The organism is Marinobacter pelagius, assembly GCF_900114925.1.
GTDB classification, from domain to species: Bacteria; Pseudomonadota; Gammaproteobacteria; order Pseudomonadales; family Oleiphilaceae; genus Marinobacter; species Marinobacter pelagius.
This window is the reverse complement of sequence record NZ_FOUR01000007.1, coordinates 38,092-57,241: the sequence shown is the minus strand read 5'-3', so window position 1 is coordinate 57,241 and position 19,150 is coordinate 38,092. Positions and strand designations below refer to the sequence as shown.

At 61.0% G+C, this 19,150-nt stretch carries 14 protein-coding genes; 13 read left to right on the top strand and 1 reads right to left on the bottom strand.

The window, feature by feature from the left end; all coding sequences use genetic code 11:
• Window positions 1–48: 48 nt before the first annotated feature.
• The 9 genes from BM254_RS13815 to pdxJ all read left to right on the top strand — a co-directional run bounded on the left by BM254_RS13815 (window position 49) and on the right by pdxJ (window position 10,597).
• Window positions 49–1,527, top strand: coding sequence for a DegQ family serine endoprotease (locus BM254_RS13815; protein ID WP_092004843.1), 1,479 nt, complete (start codon window positions 49–51; stop codon window positions 1,525–1,527).
• Between the two features lie 127 nt (window positions 1,528–1,654).
• Complete coding sequence (locus BM254_RS13810) at window positions 1,655–4,381, top strand: bifunctional diguanylate cyclase/phosphodiesterase (protein WP_092004840.1); 2,727 nt, start codon at window positions 1,655–1,657, stop codon at window positions 4,379–4,381.
• Between the two features lie 106 nt (window positions 4,382–4,487).
• On the top strand, window positions 4,488–6,290 hold the full coding sequence (gene lepA, locus BM254_RS13805) for a translation elongation factor 4 (RefSeq protein ID WP_092004837.1): 1,803 nt from the start codon (window positions 4,488–4,490) through the stop codon (window positions 6,288–6,290).
• Window positions 6,291–6,304: 14 nt separating this feature from the next.
• Entirely contained in the window at window positions 6,305–7,111 is an 807-nt protein-coding gene (lepB, locus tag BM254_RS13800) for a signal peptidase I (RefSeq protein ID WP_092004835.1), read from the top strand.
• A gap of 27 nt (window positions 7,112–7,138) precedes the next feature.
• On the top strand, window positions 7,139–7,528 hold the full coding sequence (locus BM254_RS13795) for a DUF4845 domain-containing protein (protein WP_092004832.1): 390 nt from the start codon (window positions 7,139–7,141) through the stop codon (window positions 7,526–7,528).
• Window positions 7,525–8,214 (top strand): ribonuclease III, encoded by a 690-nt coding sequence (gene rnc, locus BM254_RS13790; RefSeq protein WP_092004827.1) that lies wholly within the window; start codon window positions 7,525–7,527, stop codon window positions 8,212–8,214. Before BM254_RS13795 ends, rnc begins: the two co-directional genes overlap by 4 nt.
• Complete coding sequence (gene era / locus BM254_RS13785) at window positions 8,214–9,131, top strand: GTPase Era (protein ID WP_092004824.1); 918 nt, start codon at window positions 8,214–8,216, stop codon at window positions 9,129–9,131. The genes rnc and era overlap by 1 nt, the downstream gene beginning before the upstream one ends.
• Before the next feature lie 7 nt (window positions 9,132–9,138).
• Window positions 9,139–9,867: a DNA repair protein RecO gene (recO, locus tag BM254_RS13780; protein WP_092004821.1), complete on the top strand. Its 729-nt coding sequence runs from the start codon at window positions 9,139–9,141 to the stop codon at window positions 9,865–9,867.
• A complete protein-coding gene (pdxJ, locus tag BM254_RS13775) occupies window positions 9,857–10,597 on the top strand; it encodes a pyridoxine 5'-phosphate synthase (RefSeq protein WP_092004818.1) in 741 nt (246 codons plus the stop codon). The genes recO and pdxJ overlap by 11 nt, the downstream gene beginning before the upstream one ends.
• A 9-nt stretch (window positions 10,598–10,606) precedes the next feature.
• On the opposite strand, the gene BM254_RS13770 is transcribed toward pdxJ, so the two are convergent.
• Window positions 10,607–13,480 (bottom strand): ATP-binding protein, encoded by a 2,874-nt coding sequence (locus tag BM254_RS13770; protein ID WP_092004815.1) that lies wholly within the window; start codon window positions 13,478–13,480, stop codon window positions 10,607–10,609.
• A gap of 221 nt (window positions 13,481–13,701) precedes the next feature.
• Here BM254_RS13770 and cysM point away from each other — a divergent pair, with 221 nt between their 5' ends.
• The 4 genes from cysM to mazG are packed head-to-tail and all read left to right on the top strand — an operon-like array spanning window position 13,702 to window position 19,112.
• A complete protein-coding gene (gene cysM / locus BM254_RS13765; protein ID WP_092004812.1) occupies window positions 13,702–14,595 on the top strand; it encodes a cysteine synthase CysM in 894 nt (297 codons plus the stop codon).
• Window positions 14,596–14,618: 23 nt separating this feature from the next.
• Window positions 14,619–15,968 (top strand): 23S rRNA (uracil(1939)-C(5))-methyltransferase RlmD, encoded by a 1,350-nt coding sequence (rlmD, locus tag BM254_RS13760; protein WP_092004809.1) that lies wholly within the window; start codon window positions 14,619–14,621, stop codon window positions 15,966–15,968.
• Window positions 15,969–16,026: 58 nt separating this feature from the next.
• Complete coding sequence (relA, locus tag BM254_RS13755; protein WP_092004807.1) at window positions 16,027–18,264, top strand: GTP diphosphokinase; 2,238 nt, start codon at window positions 16,027–16,029, stop codon at window positions 18,262–18,264.
• Window positions 18,261–19,112: a nucleoside triphosphate pyrophosphohydrolase gene (gene mazG / locus BM254_RS13750; RefSeq protein ID WP_092004805.1), complete on the top strand. Its 852-nt coding sequence runs from the start codon at window positions 18,261–18,263 to the stop codon at window positions 19,110–19,112. The genes relA and mazG overlap by 4 nt, the downstream gene beginning before the upstream one ends.
• Window positions 19,113–19,150: the final 38 nt, after the last annotated feature.

Genomic DNA, 19,150 nt, shown 5'->3' with positions numbered 1-19,150 from the left:
ACGGGCCTCAAAACTAACCTTATGAGTTGTTAATACAGGGGGTTCAACATGCCGAGAAAGATAACAGTGGCCACCCGGACATTACCCGCGTTCCGGATCGACAAGGTGCTGGGTGCCCTGCTGATGATGTCCGTCATGGTGATGGTGTTCTGGAGCCAGGGCGTCGCGGCCCGCAGCCTGCCGGACTTTACCGGGCTGGTGGAGGAAAACTCCGGTGCCGTGGTCAATATCAGTACCACCACCGAGCCCAAGGGTGGCAACACCGGGTTCGGCGGCATGCCCTTTGATGAGCGCCAGCTGGAGCAGATGCCCGAGTTCTTCCAGCACTTTTTCCGCGGCCCCCAGTCGCCGTTCGGCGGTTCGCCCGGCGGCGCCCAGCCCCGGCGGTCCATGGGTTCGGGCTTCATCGTCTCCAGTGACGGTTACGTGCTGACCAACAATCATGTGGTCGAGGGAGCCGATGAAATCGTCGTTCGCCTGAACGATCGCCGCGAGCTGCCGGCCAAACTGGTGGGCACCGACCCGCGCTCCGACATGGCCGTGCTGAAAATCGAGGACGGTGGTGACCTGCCTGTGGTCAAGGTTGGCAAGTCCCGGGATCTGAAAGTCGGCGAATGGGTGTTCGCCATTGGCTCACCGTTCGGTTTCGATTACACCGTGACCGCCGGCATTGTCAGTGCGTTGGGCCGTTCCCTGCCCAGTGAAAACTACGTTCCGTTCATCCAGACCGACGTTGCCATCAACCCGGGTAACTCCGGCGGGCCGTTGTTCAACATGGATGGCGAGGTTGTCGGTATCAACTCCCAGATCTATACCCGCTCAGGCGGTTTCATGGGCGTTTCCTTCGCCATCCCCATTGACGATGCCATGAACGTGTTCCGGCAGATCCGTGACAAGGGCATGGTATCCCGGGGCTGGCTTGGCGTCCTGATCCAGGAGGTCAACCGCGACCTGGCCGAATCCTTTGGTCTGAAGCGGCCCCGCGGTGCGCTGATTGCCGAAGTGATGGAAGGGTCTCCGGCCGAGCAGGCAGGCCTGCAGTCCGGTGATATCGTACTCGAGTATGACGGCGATGAAGTCCAGTTCTCCTCGGATCTGCCACCCATGGTTGGCCGTACTGCGGTGGGCGAGACCGCCCGCCTGACTGTCCTGCGTGGCGGCGAGGAAATGACCCTGGAAGTGGAAATCGGTCAGCTGCCGGATGAAGGTCAGGCCCAGAGCCAGGCGCCTTCTGGTAACGACGGTGGCTCCTCTTCAGCACCCCTGGGCATGACCATTGAACCGCTGCCCGCGGAACTGGCCGATTCGCTCGGGGTTCCGGGCGGTGTGGTGGTCACCGATATCGGCCGCGGTCCGGCGTTCGAAGCAGGGATCCGGCCCAAGGATGTGATCACCGAGATCAATCGCCGTGAGGTGCGTTCGGTTTCCGATTTCCGGGAAGTGGTGTCATCCCTGCCGGAAGGTCGGGCCGTATCGGTGCGGATCGTACGTCAGGGCAGGGCGCTGTATCTGGTCATGAAGCCCTGATCCGGTAATCCTGAAGCCGTAAATAGCAGTCAGAAAGCCCCCGGGCCGGTCGGAGCGACAGGCCCGGGGGCTTTTGCTATACTCGCGCGAACCGAAGAAAAAGAGGCCAAGGAACGGACCCGGACCGATGATGAACAAGAAGGAACTTCCCCTCCGCAGACTGCTGGAATTCCGCAATGCTTGGGTAGCCTGGCTGGTCTTTGCCGTTGGTATCGCTGTGACGATTGTCCTTTGGCAGGTGTCGATCCGTCTGGTGGAGGATCGCACCGAGGCACGGTTCCGGACCCAGTCGCTTCAGCTCAAGACCGCAATCGAGGAACGCCTGCTCAACTACGAGCAGGTTCTGGCCGGCAGTGCCGGACTCTTTGCCGTCGCCGGCGATGTCTCCCGGGAACAGTGGCGCGAATACGTCGACAAGGTCGATATCAACCGTTATTACCCCGGAATCCAGGGCATAGGTTATGTCCGGCGTATCGGGGTGCGGGGAATGGCCGATCACATTGCCTCGGTCAGGGCCGAAGGGGTGCACAATTACCTGGTGACCCCGCTGGGTACAGGGCCCTATTACTACCCCATGGTTTACCTGGAGCCGGGCACCGAACGGAACCGGCGCGCACTTGGCTATGACGCGTTCAGCGATCCCAAACACCGGCAAGCCATGGAACAGGCCAGGGACGAGGCTGTTCCCACGGTCACCCCCAAAATAGTGCTGGTGCAGGAGGAGGTGGCCGAGGATCAGGCCAGCTTCCTGATGTACTATCCTGTCTTTCAGGGCGGCACCATTCCCGAGAACCGTGCCGAGCGGCGCATGATGCTTGCCGGGTATGTTTTCAGCGCCTTCCGAATGAACAACCTTCTCGATGGCATTGTCGGGCTGATTGCCCCTTTTCTTGATGTCAGGATCTACGACAACGGCGTCATCAGCCGGGATGCGGTGATGTATGGATCGAACCTGGGCTCCCTGGATAACGAGTTCAGTTTCGAGATGAGCCAGACCATCACCCATGGTGGCCGTGACTGGCTGCTCCAGACCCGTTCCACCCCGGCTTTTGATTACCTGGCCTCCGACCCACGGCCGCCCATCGTCCTGGGCAGCGGTGTGGTCATCAGCGTGCTGCTGTTCCTGTTCGTGCTTGCCCTGGTTCGTTCCCGCCTGATGGCCCAGATCACCGCCGGCCGTTACCGGGCCATAACCGAGGGTGCCGCGAATGTGACCCTGGTGATGGACCGCAATGGTCAGCCCCGGTATGCCAGCCCCTCCAGTCTCGACATCCTCGGGTTCGAGCCGGAGAAAGTGCCTGAACTGGCCTTCGGGGACCTGGTTCACAGTGACGACTGGCCTCAGCTTCAGCGCGGGTTTGAGGAATCGATCAAGTCTCCAGGCAAGCAGATGCCGGTCATTCGGGCCCGCATCAGGGATGCCGGTGGCCAATGGCGGGACATGGAAGGCACCTATACCGCCATGTTGTCGGTGCCGGGGGTCAATGGTGTGGTGCTCAGCCTTCGCGACCTCACCCAGCTCAAGGCGGCGCAATCGGAACTGCATCGACTGGCGTTCTACGATCCGCTCACAGGTCTGGCTAATCGCCAGCTGTTCCGGGACCGTCTCAACCATGTGGTGCGTCGGTGTCGCCGCAGCGGAGACTCGGCCGCGTTGATGTTCCTGGATCTCGACGGCTTCAAGCGCATCAACGACACCCTCGGTCATGATGCCGGCGACGAGTTGCTGCGCCAGGTTGCCTATTGGCTGGAAGGGTGTGTCCGGGAGGAAGATTCGGTCGCCCGGCTGGGCGGTGACGAATTTGTGGTGCTGCTGTCCAGGATCAGTGGCCCCGATGCCGCCGGCAAGGTGGCGGATACCATTCTGCGCCGGTTGTGCCAGCGGGTCCGGCTCAATGACCACGAAGTGGGTGTGACCGTCAGTATCGGTATCACCATGGTGCCCCAGGACAGCGAGGATTCCGGCACGCTGATGAAGTACGCGGACCTGGCAATGTACCGGGCCAAGGAGGTCGGCCGGAACACCTACCAGTTCTTCACGCCGGCAATGAATATCCAGGCCGCCCGGCGCCTTCTGCAGCAGGAAGAGTTGGCGACCGCCCTGGATGAGGACCGCTTTGTCCTGCACTACCAACCCAAGGTGGACCTGAATACCGAGCGGGTCATCGGGGTTGAAGCTTTCCTGCGCTGGCATCATCCCGAAAAAGGCCTGGTCTCGGCCCAGCAGTTTATCGGGCTGGCTGAAGAAACCGGGCTGATCGTGCGCCTGGGCGAGCAGGCACTGCGCCAGGCCTGTATCCAGGTACAGGCGCTTGAGCGGGCCGGCTTTGACTCCCTGAAAATGGCAGTGAACCTCTCGGTGCGCCAGCTGACCGACAACGGATTCCTGGACATGGTTCGCCAGGTAATCACCGAAACCGGTGTCTCACCGGAGTGCCTGGAGCTGGAGATGCCGGCGGAGCTGCTGAACGAGGATCCGCGCATGCTGAGGGAGTTGCTGGTCGCCCTCAACGACCTCGGTGTCTGTCTGATTCTCGATGATTTCGGCACCGGCTCCTGCTCACTGGTGGCGCTGCAGCAGTTGCCGCTGGACGTAATCAAGATTGACCATCGCTTCATTCGCGACATTCCCTACAACGTCAGTGCCACCGATGTTGCCTCCGCCGTTATCGCGCTGGCCCGTAACCTGCACCTGACGGTGGTGGCCGAGGGCGTGGAAACGCTCCAGCAACTGAGCTTCCTGAAAACCGCCGGTTGTGCCCAGTGTCAGGGCAACCTGTTCAGTTATCCGCTGGATGAGGATGCCCTGATCGGCTTCCTGATTCGCCAGTATGAGAAACCGCTGATTTCCTGATCATGGCAATGGCCGGCGGTAACCGGTAAAATCACGCCGTTCCCGGATCCCGGTAGCGGCCCCTCCGGGCTCAATCCTTCGTCTTAATTATGAGTATTCATTTTCTGTGACTGAACTGAGCCGAATCCGTAACTTTTCCATCATCGCCCACATCGACCACGGTAAATCCACCCTCGCTGATCGTTTTATCCAGATCTGTGGCGGCCTGACGGACCGTGAGATGGCCGAGCAGGTCCTGGATTCCATGGACCTGGAACGGGAGCGCGGGATCACTATCAAGGCCCAGAGTGTCACGCTCAACTACAAGGCCCGGGATGGTGAGACCTACAAACTGAATTTCATCGACACCCCGGGCCACGTGGATTTCTCCTACGAGGTGTCCCGCTCCCTGTACGCCTGTGAAGGTGCGCTGCTGGTGGTGGATGCCGGGCAGGGCGTGGAAGCCCAGTCCGTGGCCAACTGTTACACCGCCATCGAGCAGGGCCTTGAGGTGGTGCCGGTCCTGAACAAGATGGACCTGCCCCAGGCCGAGCCGGACCGGGTGGCCGCCGAGATCGAGGATATCATCGGCATCGAGGCATCCGACGCCGTGCGCTGCAGTGCCAAGAGCGGCCTGGGCGTGGAGGATGTGCTGGAAGATCTGATCCGCAAGATTCCACCGCCCAAGGGTGACCGCAGCGCGCCCCTGCAGGCGCTGATCATCGATTCCTGGTTCGACAACTACCTGGGCGTGGTATCCCTGGTGCGCGTCACCGAGGGTACCCTGCGCAAGGGCGACAAGATCGTGATCAAGTCCACCGGCAAGGCCTGGAATGCCGACAAGGTGGGCATCTTCAATCCCAAGCCCAAGGATACCGATATCCTCGAGGCGGGTGACGTAGGGTTCGTGGTTGCCGGCATCAAGGATATCCATGGCGCGCCGGTGGGCGACACCATCGTACACCAGAAGTTCGCGGCAGAGACTCCGATGCTGCCCGGCTTCAAGAAGGTCAAGCCGCAGGTCTACGCCGGCCTGTTCCCGGTCAGCGCGGACGACTATGACGACTTCCGTGACGCCCTGGAAAAGCTGACCCTGAACGACGCCTCCCTGTTCTTCGAGCCGGAGAATTCCGACGCCCTCGGTTTCGGTTTCCGCTGTGGTTTCCTGGGCATGCTGCACATGGAGATCATTCAGGAACGGCTCGAGCGCGAGTATGACCTGGATCTGATTACCACCGCGCCGACGGTAATTTATGAAGTGTTGACCAAGCAGGGTGAGACCCTGTCGGTGGACAACCCCTCGAGGCTTCCGGATATTGGCTCTATCGAGGAGATGCGTGAACCCATCGTGGAGGCCAATATCCTGGTGCCACAGGAGCACCTGGGTAACGTGATCGCGCTGTGCGAGGAGAAACGCGGCATCCAGAAGAACATGCACTTCATGTCCACCCAGGTGCAGCTCACCTATGAGTTGCCCATGGCGGAAGTGGTGATGGACTTCTTTGACCGGATCAAGTCGGCCAGCCGTGGTTTTGCTTCCCTGGATTACCACTTTGTGCGCTTCCAGCCGGCGAACCTGGTACGCCTGGACGTGCTGATCAACGGCGAGCGGGTGGATGCCCTCGCGCTGATCGTTCACAAGGAGCAGGCGCACTACAAGGGCCGGCAGCTGATCGACAAGATGAAAGAGCTGATTCCCCGGCAGATGTTTGATATCGCCATCCAGGCGGCTATCGGCACCCACGTGGTGGCCCGGGTGACCGTCAAGGCTCTGCGCAAGAACGTGACCGCCAAGTGTTACGGTGGTGACGTCAGCCGTAAGAAGAAACTGCTGCAGAAGCAGAAAGAAGGTAAAAAGCGTATGAAGCAGCTGGGTAATGTCGAGGTGCCTCAGGAAGCGTTTCTTGCCGTGTTGAAAGTCGACAAATAACAGAAGGCACCCGGATGGATATCGATTTTCCCCTGGTTCTGGTAGTACTGACCTTTGCGACAGGTCTGATCTGGCTGGCGGACAAGCTATTCCTGCGTGAGCGCCGGCTTGCGGCGGCCCGGGCCAGCAGCCCGGGCACCGGTCAGGAAGATGAAGCGGTATCCGGCGAGGAGGAACCGAAAGAGCCTTACCTGGTTGATCTGAGCCGTTCGTTTTTCCCGGTCCTGGCCATCGTCCTGATCCTGCGCTCATTCCTGGTAGAACCGTTCCAGATTCCCTCTGGCTCCATGTTGCCGACACTGGAAGTGGGTGATTTCATCCTGGTCAACAAGTACGCCTACGGAATTCGCCTGCCGGTGGCCGGCACCAAGATCCTGGAGGTCGGCGACCCCGAGCGGGGCGATGTCATGGTGTTCAAGTACCCGGAAGACGGCGCCACCAACTACATCAAGCGGGTGATCGGACTGCCCGGTGATCGCATCCGGTACCAGGACAAGCAGCTGTTCATCAACGGCGAACAGGTCGACAGCCGGTTCGTTGCGCGGTTGCCACCAATGGAGTTGCGGCGCGAGGACCTCGGAGAGGTGGAACACGATATCTTCCTGACCCTCGGACGGGCCGGCAGCTCCGGCGAAGGCGAGTGGGTGGTCCCCGAAGGCCATTACTTCGTGATGGGGGATAACCGGGACAACAGCAATGACAGCCGCTACTGGGGCACGGTGCCGGACGAACTGATCGTCGGCAAGGCCTTTGCGATCTGGATGCACTGGAAATCGATCACCAGTCTGCCATCCTTTGATCGTGTCGGTGGTATCGAATAACGCAGACTAATCTGGAGTGCAGTTATAATGAAGAAAAACAATCTCTCCACGATGGGGCGTCAGGGCGGCGCATCCGTCCTGACCATTCTGATCATGGTGCTGTTTTTCGGCAGCCTGCTGACACTGGTGGTCAAGCTGGGGCCGGTCTATATCGATGACATCACCATTCAGGAGGCCCTGGAGAGCCTGGATGGCACGGAAGGTCTTTCGACCATGGGGCCGGCGCAGGTGCTTACCCTGATCAACAAGCGTCTGAGCGTCAACAATGTGCGTGGCTTCGATCCCAAGCACATTTCCGTGGAAAAGAATGGCGAGTTCGTCGTGATCAAGGTGGATTACGAGGTTCGCAACAACCTTTTCAGTAACGTGGATACTGTTATCCACTTCAAGCATGAGTATGAGTTGAAGGGCAAGTGAGTTCACAACCGGATCTGGATCAGTTACAGCGGCGCATCGGCTATCAGTTCAAGTCTCCCGAGCGGCTGCTGCTGGCGCTCACACACCGCAGCTACGGCAACCAGAACAACGAGCGACTGGAGTTCCTGGGGGACTCCATCGTCAATATGGTCATCGCCGAGTACCTGTTCCTGAACTTTGACAAGGCCAGGGAAGGGCAGCTGAGCCGGCTGCGTGCCCGCATGGTCAAGGGCGTGACCCTGGCGGAGATCGGCCGCGAGTTCGAGCTGGGGAAATACCTGCGCCTGGGATCCGGTGAACTCAAGAGTGGTGGATTCCGCCGGGAGTCCATCCTCGCCGATGCTGTCGAATCCATCATCGGCGCCATCTATCTGGACAGCGATTTCCACACCTGTCGTTCCCAGGTGCTGCGGTGGTTCGAGCAGCGCCTGCGAAACCTGGATCTGCAGGATACCCAGAAAGATCCCAAGACCCGGTTGCAGGAGTATCTGCAGTCGCGGCAGTTCCCGCTGCCCCGCTATGACGTGATCTCCGTCGACGGTGAAGCACACAACCAGACCTTCCATGTATCCTGCGCCCTGCCATCCCTCGATCGCAAGACCACCGGCACCGGCAGCAGCCGTCGTGTGGCCGAGCAGCAGGCAGCCCGTAACGCCCTGAAAGAGCTGGGTGTGGAGAATTCCTGATGAATGATATTACCCGTCCCGAGAATCCCGACAGCCGTTGTGGATTCGTGGCCATTGTTGGCCGCCCGAATGTCGGCAAGTCCACTCTGCTGAACCATATCCTGGGACAGAAGCTGAGTATTACCTCCCGAAAGCCCCAGACCACCCGACACGAGGTGCTGGGCATCAAGACCGACGGTCCGGTCCAGGCCATCTATGTGGACACCCCGGGCATGCATGAAGACGAGCCCCGGGCCCTGAACCGCTACATGAACAAGGCCGCCTCGTCGGCGCTGATTGATGTGGATGTGGTGGTGTTCGTGGTGGACCAGCTGGCCTGGACCACCGCGGATGAAATGGTGCTGGAGAAGCTGTCCAGAGTGAAGTGCCCCGTGATCCTGGCCGTCAACAAGGTCGACAAGGTGGAAAACCGGGACGCCCTGTTGCCGCACCTGGAGATGCTGTCGAAGAAGCGGGAGTTCGCAGAAATCATTCCGCTGTCGGCGCTAAAGGAAACCAACCTTGAGCCCCTGGAAGAGGCGGTTGGCCGCTATCTGCCCGAGAGCGTGCATTTCTATCCGGATGACCAGATCACCGATCGCAGTGAGCGATTCATGGCAGCGGAAATTGTCCGGGAAAAGATCACCCGTCAGCTGGGTGCCGAGCTGCCCTATTCGGTAGCGGTGGAGATTGAAGAGTTCAAGCATCAGGGCAAGACCCTGCATATTTCCGCCCTGATCCTTGTGGAGCGTGAAGGCCAGAAGAAGATCATCATCGGCGACAAGGGCGAGCGCATGCGTCGCATCGGTCAGGAAGCCCGCACCGACATGGAGCGGATGTTCGGAAGCAAGATCATGCTCCGGCTGTGGGTCAAGGTGAAGCGCGGCTGGGCGGACAGCGACCGGGCACTCAAAAGCCTGGGCATGAACGACTTCTGAGGCGTCTATGAGGGGGCCGGAACAGCAGGAGCCCGCCTATGTCATCCACCGCCGCCCGTGGCGGGAAACCAGCCTCATGGTGGATGTATTCACCCTGAACCGGGGCCGGATGACAGTCATCGCGCGTGGGGCGAACAGTGCCAGAAGCCAGCTGAAGGCCCAGCTTCAGCCTTTCCAGCCGCTGCTGCTGGACTGGACCGGGCGCGGTGACCTCAAAACCCTGACTCAGGTTGACGTGCGTCCCGGGCCGGAGCTTAAACGCACCGCTTCGCTCTACAGCGGACTGTACCTGAATGAATTGCTGCAACGCATTCTGCCTGCGGCCGATCCCCATCCCACCCTGTTTGCGGCCTACATCGATGCCATCAGCGAGCTCTCTGCTACCTCCGACATAGAGCCGGTGCTGCGCCGGTTCGAGCAGGCCTTCGCCGGCGCCCTTGGCTACGACTTTGCCTGGGACCAAACCACCGATACCGGTGAATCTGTCGAGGCCGGCCAGCGCTACTACTATGATCCGGAACAGGGCATTGTCTCGAAACCTTTTCAGGGCGTACGTTTGCAGGATTTACCGGGTGAGGTTCTGCTGGCGGTCGCCGCCGGCGACCTGGAATCCGCCGCCAGCCGCCGGCTTGCCAAGCGGGTCATGCGGGTGCTGGTCGACTACCTGCTGCAGGGTCGCCCATTGAACAGTCGAAGCCTTTTCAGTCACCTTCGGGGAGAACACCATGAATCCTAGAGTATTGCTTGGCGTCAACATCGATCACGTGGCCACCCTGCGCCAGGCCCGTGGCACCCGTTACCCGGATCCGGTACAGGCGGCGATTCTTGCCGAGGAAGCGGGGGCCGACGGTATCACCATTCACCCCAGGGAAGACCGGCGCCACATCCAGGACCGCGATGTCCTGTTGCTGCGTGAAGTCCTGCAGACCAAGATGAATCTCGAGATGGCCGTCACCGACGCCATGCTGGCGTTTGCCGAGCAGGTGCGGCCTGAGTGTGTCTGCCTGGTGCCGGAGAAACGGGAAGAGCTGACCACCGAGGGTGGTCTCGACGTTGATGGCCAGGAAACGCGGGTCGCCAAGGCGTGCGAGCGGCTGGGCCGGATTGGTGCCGAGGTTTCCCTGTTCATTGATCCGGACCCGGTCCAGATCGATGCCGCAGTTCGATGCGGTGCGCCGGTGGTGGAGTTGCATACCGGAGAATATGCCGAGGCAAAAACCGCCGAAGAGGAAGACAAGGCGTTTCAGATCATTGCCAATGCCGTGGCCTATGCCCGCAAGAAGGGGCTGATCGTGAACGCCGGCCACGGCCTTCATTACCACAACACCGAGCGGGTGGCCGCCATCCCCGGCATCAACGAGCTTAATATCGGCCACGCCATCATTGCCCGGGCCGTGTTCACCGGCCTGAAAGAAGCTGTGGCCGACATGAAGGCCATTATTGACCGGGCCTGCGGCCGCGCCTGACGCCGGGGGTCAGGGCGCGGTGCCGGTCTGGTACTGGTCCTGCCGGAACAGCGGTTGCCAGTCGGTCTGCTCGCTCCAGGCGTGCAGTCGCTCCATGGCCTCCAGCAATTGATCCTTGTGAGCCCCGATATCCGGGGCCGAGCACTTGAGGGCGGTTTCCAGCTGGTTGGCGGCGGCTCTCAACTCCGGCACACCGCAATAGCGGGTAGCGCCATGGAGCTTATGGACGCAGTCCAGCAAGCTGTCCATGTCGCCCTCTGCCCAGAAATCCCGGATTTTCTGCATGTCCGGGCGCAGCTGTTCAACCAGCATGCTGAACAGCTCTTCCGCCAGATCTGCCTTGCCGGCGGCCAGCTGGATACTCTCTGACACACTGACGCAATCCTCCTGCACCCTGCGCGAAGAAGGCCGAAGCGGCTTCCGGGTATCCCGGACCTCGGAAAAATTGGGTGGGGTGCTGCGATTGCCGCAATCATACCCTGTGTATTCCCGGATAATCGCGGTCAGCTCACTACTGCTGATCGGCTTGGCCATGTAACCGTCAAATCCCTGCTTTGCCAGCGCCTCCTGTTCATCGGCGAGGGCATGGGCAGTCAGGGCGATGATGGGGGTCCGGTGAGTGTTGGTGTCCAGCTCGCGGATCCGGGCGGTGGTCTCGACGCCATCCATGCCGGGCATCTGCAGGTCCATGAACACCAGGTCGAAGGGCTTCTGCCGCGCCTTACTCAGGGCGTCGAAGCCGTTGCAGGCGGACTCCGCCTCCAGCTGGCAGTCATCCAGCAGGGTCATGACCAACTTCAGGTTGGCCTCGTTGTCGTCCACCGCGAGCACCCTGGGGACGTTGTTCCGGGCCTGACGCCCGGTGCCAGGGGCGTAACTGTCGATGGCCCGCCCGCCGGCGTTGATGCCATGCACGAGGAGCAGCAACTCGTCATAGAGGGCGTTGCGGCACACGGGCTTGGTCAGATGACCACTGGCGAGCCCGGAAAGCCCGGGATCATGGCTTTCCAGAGTAGGCGTGAGCAGCAGTGTCCGGCAATCACGCTCGACTTCGAGGTTATGCAGCAGGTTGCGGTACTGACTGGAGTTGAGCAGGTTCCGGGTGATGCCGACAATGGCAACCGCGTAGCCGGCCTGGCTTTTCTGGGCTTCCTCGATCTGTTCCTGCATGGCACCGGAGGAGGCAACCCGATCCACCACCATGCCCCAGTCCCGAAGCATATGCTCGACGGCCAGCCCCGTGGTCTTCTGATGTTCCAGGTAAAGAACCTTCTCGCCCTTGAGGGCGTCCCTGGGCGTGACGACCTCGCCGGTGGCCGACAGTTCGGTGTTCAGGGTGAACCAGAAGGTGGAACCCTTGCCCAGCTCGCTCTCCAGCCCGATCTGGCCGCCCATTTCCTCCACCAGTCGCTTGGAAATGGCCAGCCCCAGGCCGGTCCCGCCATACTGCCGGGCAGTGGAGGCATCCGCCTGGCTGAAGGCATTGAACAGGGATTGCTGCTGGGCCCGGGAAAGTCCGACGCCGGAATCGGTGATGCTGATCTTCACGGTCACCCGGTTGTTCTCCTGGTCCTCGTCCTCCAGGCTGGCCCGCAGCACCACTTCCCCGGTCTGGGTGAACTTGATGGCGTTGTTCACCAGGTTGGTGATGATCTGCTTGACCCGCAGCGGATCGCCCATGACGTTGTCCGGCACATCGTTATAGACCAGCGGGGCCAGATCCAGGTTCTTGCTGTGGGCCGCCGGCGCCAGCATGACCATGACTTCCTCGATGATGTCCCGGAGCTGGAAGGGCACCCGGTCCAGAATCAGTTTGCCAGCTTCGATCTTGGAGAAATCCAGGATGTCGTTGATGATCGTCAGCAGGATCTCCGAGGATTTCCGGATCGTGTTGAGATGGTCCCGTTGTTGCCGGGGCAGGGGGCTCTTCAGCAGCAGTTCGGTGAAGCCGATGATGCCGTTGAGCGGTGTCCGGATCTCGTGGGACATGTTGGCCAGGAACTCTGATTTGATCCGGCTGGCTTCCAGTGCCTCCTTGCGGGCAAAGTCCAGCTCGATGTTCTGGATCTCGATGGTTTCCAGGGTCTCACGCAGGTCGCCGGTGGCCTGATCAATATTCTGCTGCATCTCGGCCTGGGCCTTGCTCAGCTCCTCGGCCATGTCATTGAGGCCGGATTCCAGCTGCTCGAATTCCGGACCGGCACCGGTATGGACCCGGGTATCGAGCTTGCCTTCCTTGAGCTTCGCCACCGCCTCGTTCAGCTCGAACACGGGATCGGTGAAGGCGCGGCTGAGGCGCATAGCGATGGCCAGGCTCAGGAGTACGCCGCCGAGCACCAGCAGCAGGGAAATGAGCATGGCCTTGTAAGTTTCTTTCTCGGTGCGGACATGGGACATCTCCACCGACACCCAGCCGAGCGGCTCCTTCAGCTCGCTCATGGACTGGCGGGCGTCCGGATCGAGCATGGTCTCGATCATCAGGTCCTGCAGATACACGGGAGTCACGAACCGCGTGCTGTTCTCACCGGCCATACGCATGGCATGGTCGGGGGGAAGGGTTCCGGAGGCGGGTGCCTGGGAGCTGCCGGGCCCGGTGTGCAGCAGTCGACGGCCGTCGCTGCCATAGAAGGTAATGGAGCGGACATCCTGTTCTTCCAGCAGGGCGTTGGAAAGGCTGCTCAGCAGGCTGCGATTGGCGGTAAAGAGGCCATACTCGGAACCTGCAGCCAGCTGCCGGGACAGTGATTCCCCGCGATCGCTGAGCAGGCTCTCGATGTTGTTTACCCAGCTGTAGGTAAAGAACAGCCCGAGAATCAGGGTGGTCAGCAGGGTGGGGACCAGAGTCACCACCAGCACTTTCTTGCGAATACCCCAGCGCCGCATACGATTTTCCTGAAAATTGCCCTGCCACGGGAATGAACCCGCAGTCACTTCCCTGTCAGAATAGATGATCCGGCCGGGACTGACTGTGGTATCTGTCCCGGACCAGACAGAAAAAGTACAGGTTATAGCCGCCGGTCATGGATATAGCGAGAAGCTGTATTGGGATGCCGGGGCCATAACGCGTATGATTCGGAGCCAAAAGTGTACCACAGGGTTTTATTATGAATTTCCCCACCATTGAAGATTATGTTGGCCATACCCCGCTGGTCCGCCTGCAGCGCCTGCCGGGCGATACCAGCAATGTCATCCTGGCCAAGCTTGAAGGCAATAACCCGGCCGGTTCGGTGAAGGACCGCCCGGCACTGAGCATGATCCAGGAGGCTGAGCGCCGTGGCGAGATCAAACCCGGGGATACCCTGATCGAAGCCACCAGTGGCAATACCGGAATTGCCCTGGCCATGGCGGCCGCGATCAAGGGCTACCGCATGGTATTGATCATGCCGGCCAACATGAGCGAGGAGCGTCGGGCTTCGATGCGTGCCTATGGTGCCGAAATCATTACCGTCAGCAAAGAAGAGGGCATGGAGGCAGCCCGCGACCTGGCCCTGGCGATGGAAGCCGAAGGCAAGGGCAAGGTGCTGGACCAGTTCAGCAACCCCGACAACCCGCTGGCCCACTACCGCACCACCGGCCCGGAGATCTGGGAGCAGACCGAAGGGCGCGTGACCCACTTTGTCAGCTCCATGGGTACCACCGGGACCATCATGGGTGTCTCCCGCTACCTGAAGGAGCGTAATCCCGACATCCGCATCATCGGCCTGCAGCCGAAGGAAGGCGCCTCGATTCCCGGCATCCGCCGCTGGCCCGAGGAATACCTGCCGAAAATCTACGATGCCAGTCGCGTGGACCAGGTGCTCGATATCGGCCAGGACGAGGCCGAGAACACCATGCGGGCCCTGGCCGCCCGGGAGGGCATCTTCTGTGGGGTGTCCTCCGGCGGTTCGATCGCAGCGGCCCTGAAGTTGTCAGAGCAGGTTGAAAACGCCGTGATCGTGGCCATTATCTGTGATCGCGGTGACCGGTACCTGTCGACAGGTGTCTTCCCCGGCGCCTGAACCAGCCAGCAAGAGATTTCAGTATGAGTAGAAGACGCAGGAAGGTTCTGCCCAAGGAGCCTGTGCGCTGTGTAATTGAAACCCTGAGCCATGACGGCCGGGGTATCGCCCGCAATGACGGCAAGACCCAGTTCGTGGACGGCGCACTGCCCGGCGAAACGGTGATGGCGAAAGTGGTCTCCACCCGCAGCAAGTTCGACGAACTGCGGACCCTGGAAGTGCTCGAAGCTTCGTCCGAGCGCCAGGAGACCCCCTGTGAGTTTGCCGACCTGTGCGGCGGCTGTAGCCTGCAGCACATGAGCGGCGATGCCCAGATCCGGTTCAAAGAAGACACCCTGCGCCAGCATTTTGCCCATTTCGGGGGCATCGAGCCGGAGGAGTGGGTGGCGCCCATGCGTTCCGAGGCCAGCCTCGGCTACCGGCGCAAGGCCCGTCTGGGTGTCCGTTTCGTCAAGGCCCGGGAATCCGTGCTGGTGGGGTTCCGGGAGAAGCGCAACAGCTTCCTGACCGACATCGATCGCTGCGTGGTCATGGATCCGCGCATCGGTGAGCGCATCTTGCCGCTGCGCGAATTGCTGCACAGCATGGATGCCTTCGACCGCATTCCCCAGGTCGAGGTGGCCTGCGGTGATGATCTGGCGGCCATGGTGTTTCGCAACATGGATGAGCTCAGCCCCGGCGACCGGGAAAAACTCATCGCCTTCGGTCAGGCCCACGACTTGCATATATACCTGCAGCCCAAGGGACCGGATACCGTACACCGGATCTGGCCGGAATCGGCTGGTCGGGACGATGAGCGGCTGAGCTATCGCCTGGACGAGTTCGATCTGACCATGCAGTTTCATCCCATGGACTTTACCCAGGTCAATGCGGGTATCAACCGGTCCATGGTACACCGTGCGGTCGAGTGGCTGGATGTCCAGCCGGGCGAGCGGGTGCTGGACCTGTTCTGCGGGCTCGGTAACTTCACCCTGCCGCTGGCCCGTCGTGGCGGTCAGGTCGTCGGTGTCGAGGGTGACGACGCCATGGTGGTGCGCGGACGTGAAAATGCCGGGCTGAACGGTCTGGACAACGTGACCTTCCACGGTGCTGACCTGCATGGCGATTTTACCGGTCAGTCCTGGGCGAAAGAGGGCTTTGACAAGATCCTGATCGATCCGCCCCGCTCCGGTGCCGAGGAGATCTGCAAATACCTGACGGCGTTCGGCGCCGATCGTATTGTTTATGTTTCCTGCAACCCGGCAACCCTGGCCCGGGATGCGGGCGTGATGGTGCGCAATGGCTACCGCCTGGTGCGCGCCGGTGTGATGGACATGTTCCCGCACACCACCCACGTGGAGTCTATCGCCCTGTTCGAGCGGGCCGATCGCTGAACAGGATTGAGCGCGGGCAGGGATGTCCGCGACAACGAACAGGAACAACAAGACCGATATGGTAAAAGTTCGCGAAGATTATGCTGTAACAGGTGATGGCGAAGTCGACATCGAACGGTGCGTCAGCCACATCGCCTCGCAAACCCATCTCGAAGACGTTGACCAGTTCCGCCGGGCCTGTGAGAAGGCGGCAGAGATCGATCTGCAGGCGTTTCGGGAAGACCGGTTGTGGGCGCCGGGCTCGAGCAGCTTCCGGATCGGACTGGAGATGGCCCAGGTGCTGGCGGAGCTGCACCTGGACCAAGCCAGTCTGGTCGCCGCCATCCTCTACCGGGCGGTGCGCGAGGAACGGGTGCCGCTGGAGGAAATCCGCAAGGAATTCGGTGATGAAGTCGCCGGGCTGATCAACGGTGTCCAGCAGATGGCGGCAATCTCCTCCATCCATCACCCGCTCAAGGGCAATGTGCTGGGCCAGAGCGAGGGTCAGCTGGATAACGTGCGCAAGATGCTGGTCACCATGATCGACGACGTGCGCGTTGCCCTGATCAAGCTGGCAGAGCGGACCTGCGCTATCCGGGCGGTCAAGAACGCGCCGGAAGAGAAGCGCATGCGGGTGGCCCGCGAGGTTTTCGACATCTACGCGCCCCTGGCCCACCGGCTGGGTATCGGTCATATCAAGTGGGAACTGGAGGATCTGTCCTTCCGTTACCTGCACGAAACCGCCTACAAGAAGATTGCCAAGCTGCTGGACGAGAAACGTCTCGACCGGGAGGGCTACATCCGCCGGGTGATCGAAACCCTGCAGGTGGAGTTGCGTGCCTCCGGCATCGAGGGCGAGCTCTCCGGCCGGGCCAAGCATATCTACAGCATCTGGCGAAAGATGCGCCGCAAGGGCATCGACTTTTCCCAGGTCTATGACGTGCGCGCCGTGCGCATCCTGGTGCCCGAGGTGCGGGACTGCTATGCCGCGCTGGGGATCGTGCATTCACTCTGGCGCCACATTCCCAACGAGTTCGACGACTACATCGCCAACCCGAAAGAAAACGGCTACCAGTCGCTCCATACCGCGGTGATCGGGCCCGAGGGCAAGGTCATGGAAGTGCAGATCCGGACCCACAAGATGCACCAGGAAGCGGAACTGGGGGTCTGTGCCCACTGGCTGTACAAGGGTACCGACAAGCACAACAAGTCCACGGGCTATGACGCCAAGATCAACTGGCTGCGTCAGGTGCTGGAGTGGCAGGAAGAGCTGGGCGATCTGTCCGGTCTGGCCGATCACCTGAAGTCCGATGTGGCGTCGGACCGGGTGTATGTTTTCACCCCGGAAGGCCACGTGGTGGATCTGCCTCAGGGCGCGACGCCGGTGGACTTTGCCTATCGGGTGCACACCGAGATTGGCCATGCCTGCCGCGGCGCCAGGGTCAACAGCCGGATTGTCCCGCTGACCTATCCGCTGAAGACCGGGGATCAGGTGTTCATCCTCACCTCCAACAACCCGGCGCCGAGCCGTGACTGGCTGAACCCGAGCCTGGGCTATATCCAGACCTCCAGGGCACGCGCCAAGGTGACCCACTGGTTCAAACAGCAGGATAGGGACCGCAACATTATTGACGGTCGCGCCATTCTGGAGGACGAGTTCAAACGCCTGTCCCTGTATGACGTGGATCTCGAAGAGCTGGCCCGGAAAGTGAACTGCCACAGCTCGGCCGACATGTTCGCAGCGGTCGGGGCAGGGGATCTGCGCCCGACCCACGTGGCGAACGTGGCCCAGCAGATGATCGAGCCCCGTTCCGAACAGCTGGACCTGAAGCTGACCACCCAGCGCAAGAAGCCCTATGACACCGAGTCGGATATCCAGATTCTCGGGGTGGGCAAGCTCAAGACCCAGGTGGCGAAATGCTGCAAGCCTCTGCCGGGGGATGCCATTGGTGGTTATATCACCGTGGGTCGTGGGGTGACCGTGCATCGCCAGGATTGCCTGACCTTCCTCAACCTCCGGGAGTTCGAGCCGAACCGGATCATCGAGGTGAACTGGGGCGGCAAACCGGCGGCGGTCTATCCGGTGGATATCGAGATCGAGGCCTACGACCGTTCCGGACTGTTGCGGGACATCACCCAGGTACTCTCTGCGTCCAAGAGCGATGTGCTGGCACTGAACACCCAGACCAACAAGGACGAGAATACCGCGACCATGACGGTCACCGTGGAAATCTCCAGCCTTGAGCAGCTGGCCCGGCTGCTGGCGCAGATCCGTAACCTGCCAAACATCATCGACGTGAGGCGCAAGCGCGGATGAGTTACACCATTGACGATCTCAAAACGCTGATGGCCCGACTGCGAGACCCGGAAACCGGGTGTCCGTGGGACACGAAGCAGACCTACGGCTCCATCGTGCCGCACACCATCGAAGAGGCCTACGAGGTAGCGGATGCCATCGAGCGTGGTGACTATCCCCATCTGAAGGACGAGTTGGGTGACCTGCTGTTCCAGGTCATCTTCTATGCCCAGATCGGCCGGGAAGACGGCCACTTCGATTTCGATGGCGTTGTCGACCATCTGGTGCGCAAACTGGTGCGGCGTCATCCCCATGTCTTTCCCGAGGGCACCCTGGAGAGCCGCATCGACCCCGATAACCGGCCCAGTGAAGCCTGGATCAAGGAGAGCTGGGAGCGCATCAAGGCTGAAGAGCGTGCCGACAAGCCTGAAACCACGGAGCCGGTCAGTCGCCTCGACGGCATCGCCCGCACCCTGCCGGCCATGGCCCGGGCCGAGAAACTGCAGCGTCGGGCGGCCCGCCACGGTTTTGACTGGCCCGATATCGGGCCGGTGTTCGACAAGCTCCACGAGGAAATCGACGAGCTCAAGGAAGCCTGGCAGGCCGCGGAAGCCGGTACCGGTGATCGCGATGCCGTCGAGGATGAGCTCGGGGATCTGTTGTTCGTCTGCGTCAATCTGGCACGGTTCATGAAGGTTAATCCGGAGCAGGCTCTCAAACGAACCAACCACAAATTCGAGGCCCGGTTCCGTGCCATCGAGCAGGTGCTGACGCAGGAGGGTCGCGACATGGACGAGGAGTCCCTGGAGGCGCTGGATGCCATCTGGCAGGCGGTAAAAGGCGTCGAGAAGGACCACTCCGGGCACTGAGGACCTGTCTCCGGTAAGTACAATCCGTTACCAATCCG

Excerpts from the sequence above, each read along its gene's own strand:
- cysM (WP_092004812.1), top strand. The coding sequence starts at position 13,702 with ATGAATTTCCCCACCATTGAAGATTATGTTGGCCATACCCCGCTGGTC.
- relA (WP_092004807.1), top strand. The coding sequence starts at position 16,027 with ATGGTAAAAGTTCGCGAAGATTATGCTGTAACAGGTGATGGCGAAGTC.
- rlmD (WP_092004809.1), top strand. The coding sequence starts at position 14,619 with ATGAGTAGAAGACGCAGGAAGGTTCTGCCCAAGGAGCCTGTGCGCTGT.
- era (WP_092004824.1), top strand. The coding sequence starts at position 8,214 with ATGAATGATATTACCCGTCCCGAGAATCCCGACAGCCGTTGTGGATTC.
- BM254_RS13810 (WP_092004840.1), top strand. The coding sequence starts at position 1,655 with ATGATGAACAAGAAGGAACTTCCCCTCCGCAGACTGCTGGAATTCCGC.
- BM254_RS13815 (WP_092004843.1), top strand. The coding sequence starts at position 49 with ATGCCGAGAAAGATAACAGTGGCCACCCGGACATTACCCGCGTTCCGG.
- recO (WP_092004821.1), top strand. The coding sequence starts at position 9,139 with ATGAGGGGGCCGGAACAGCAGGAGCCCGCCTATGTCATCCACCGCCGC.
- BM254_RS13795 (WP_092004832.1), top strand. The coding sequence starts at position 7,139 with ATGAAGAAAAACAATCTCTCCACGATGGGGCGTCAGGGCGGCGCATCC.
- pdxJ (WP_092004818.1), top strand. The coding sequence starts at position 9,857 with ATGAATCCTAGAGTATTGCTTGGCGTCAACATCGATCACGTGGCCACC.
- lepB (WP_092004835.1), top strand. The coding sequence starts at position 6,305 with ATGGATATCGATTTTCCCCTGGTTCTGGTAGTACTGACCTTTGCGACA.
- BM254_RS13770 (WP_092004815.1), bottom strand. The coding sequence starts at position 13,480 with ATGCGGCGCTGGGGTATTCGCAAGAAAGTGCTGGTGGTGACTCTGGTC.
- mazG (WP_092004805.1), top strand. The coding sequence starts at position 18,261 with ATGAGTTACACCATTGACGATCTCAAAACGCTGATGGCCCGACTGCGA.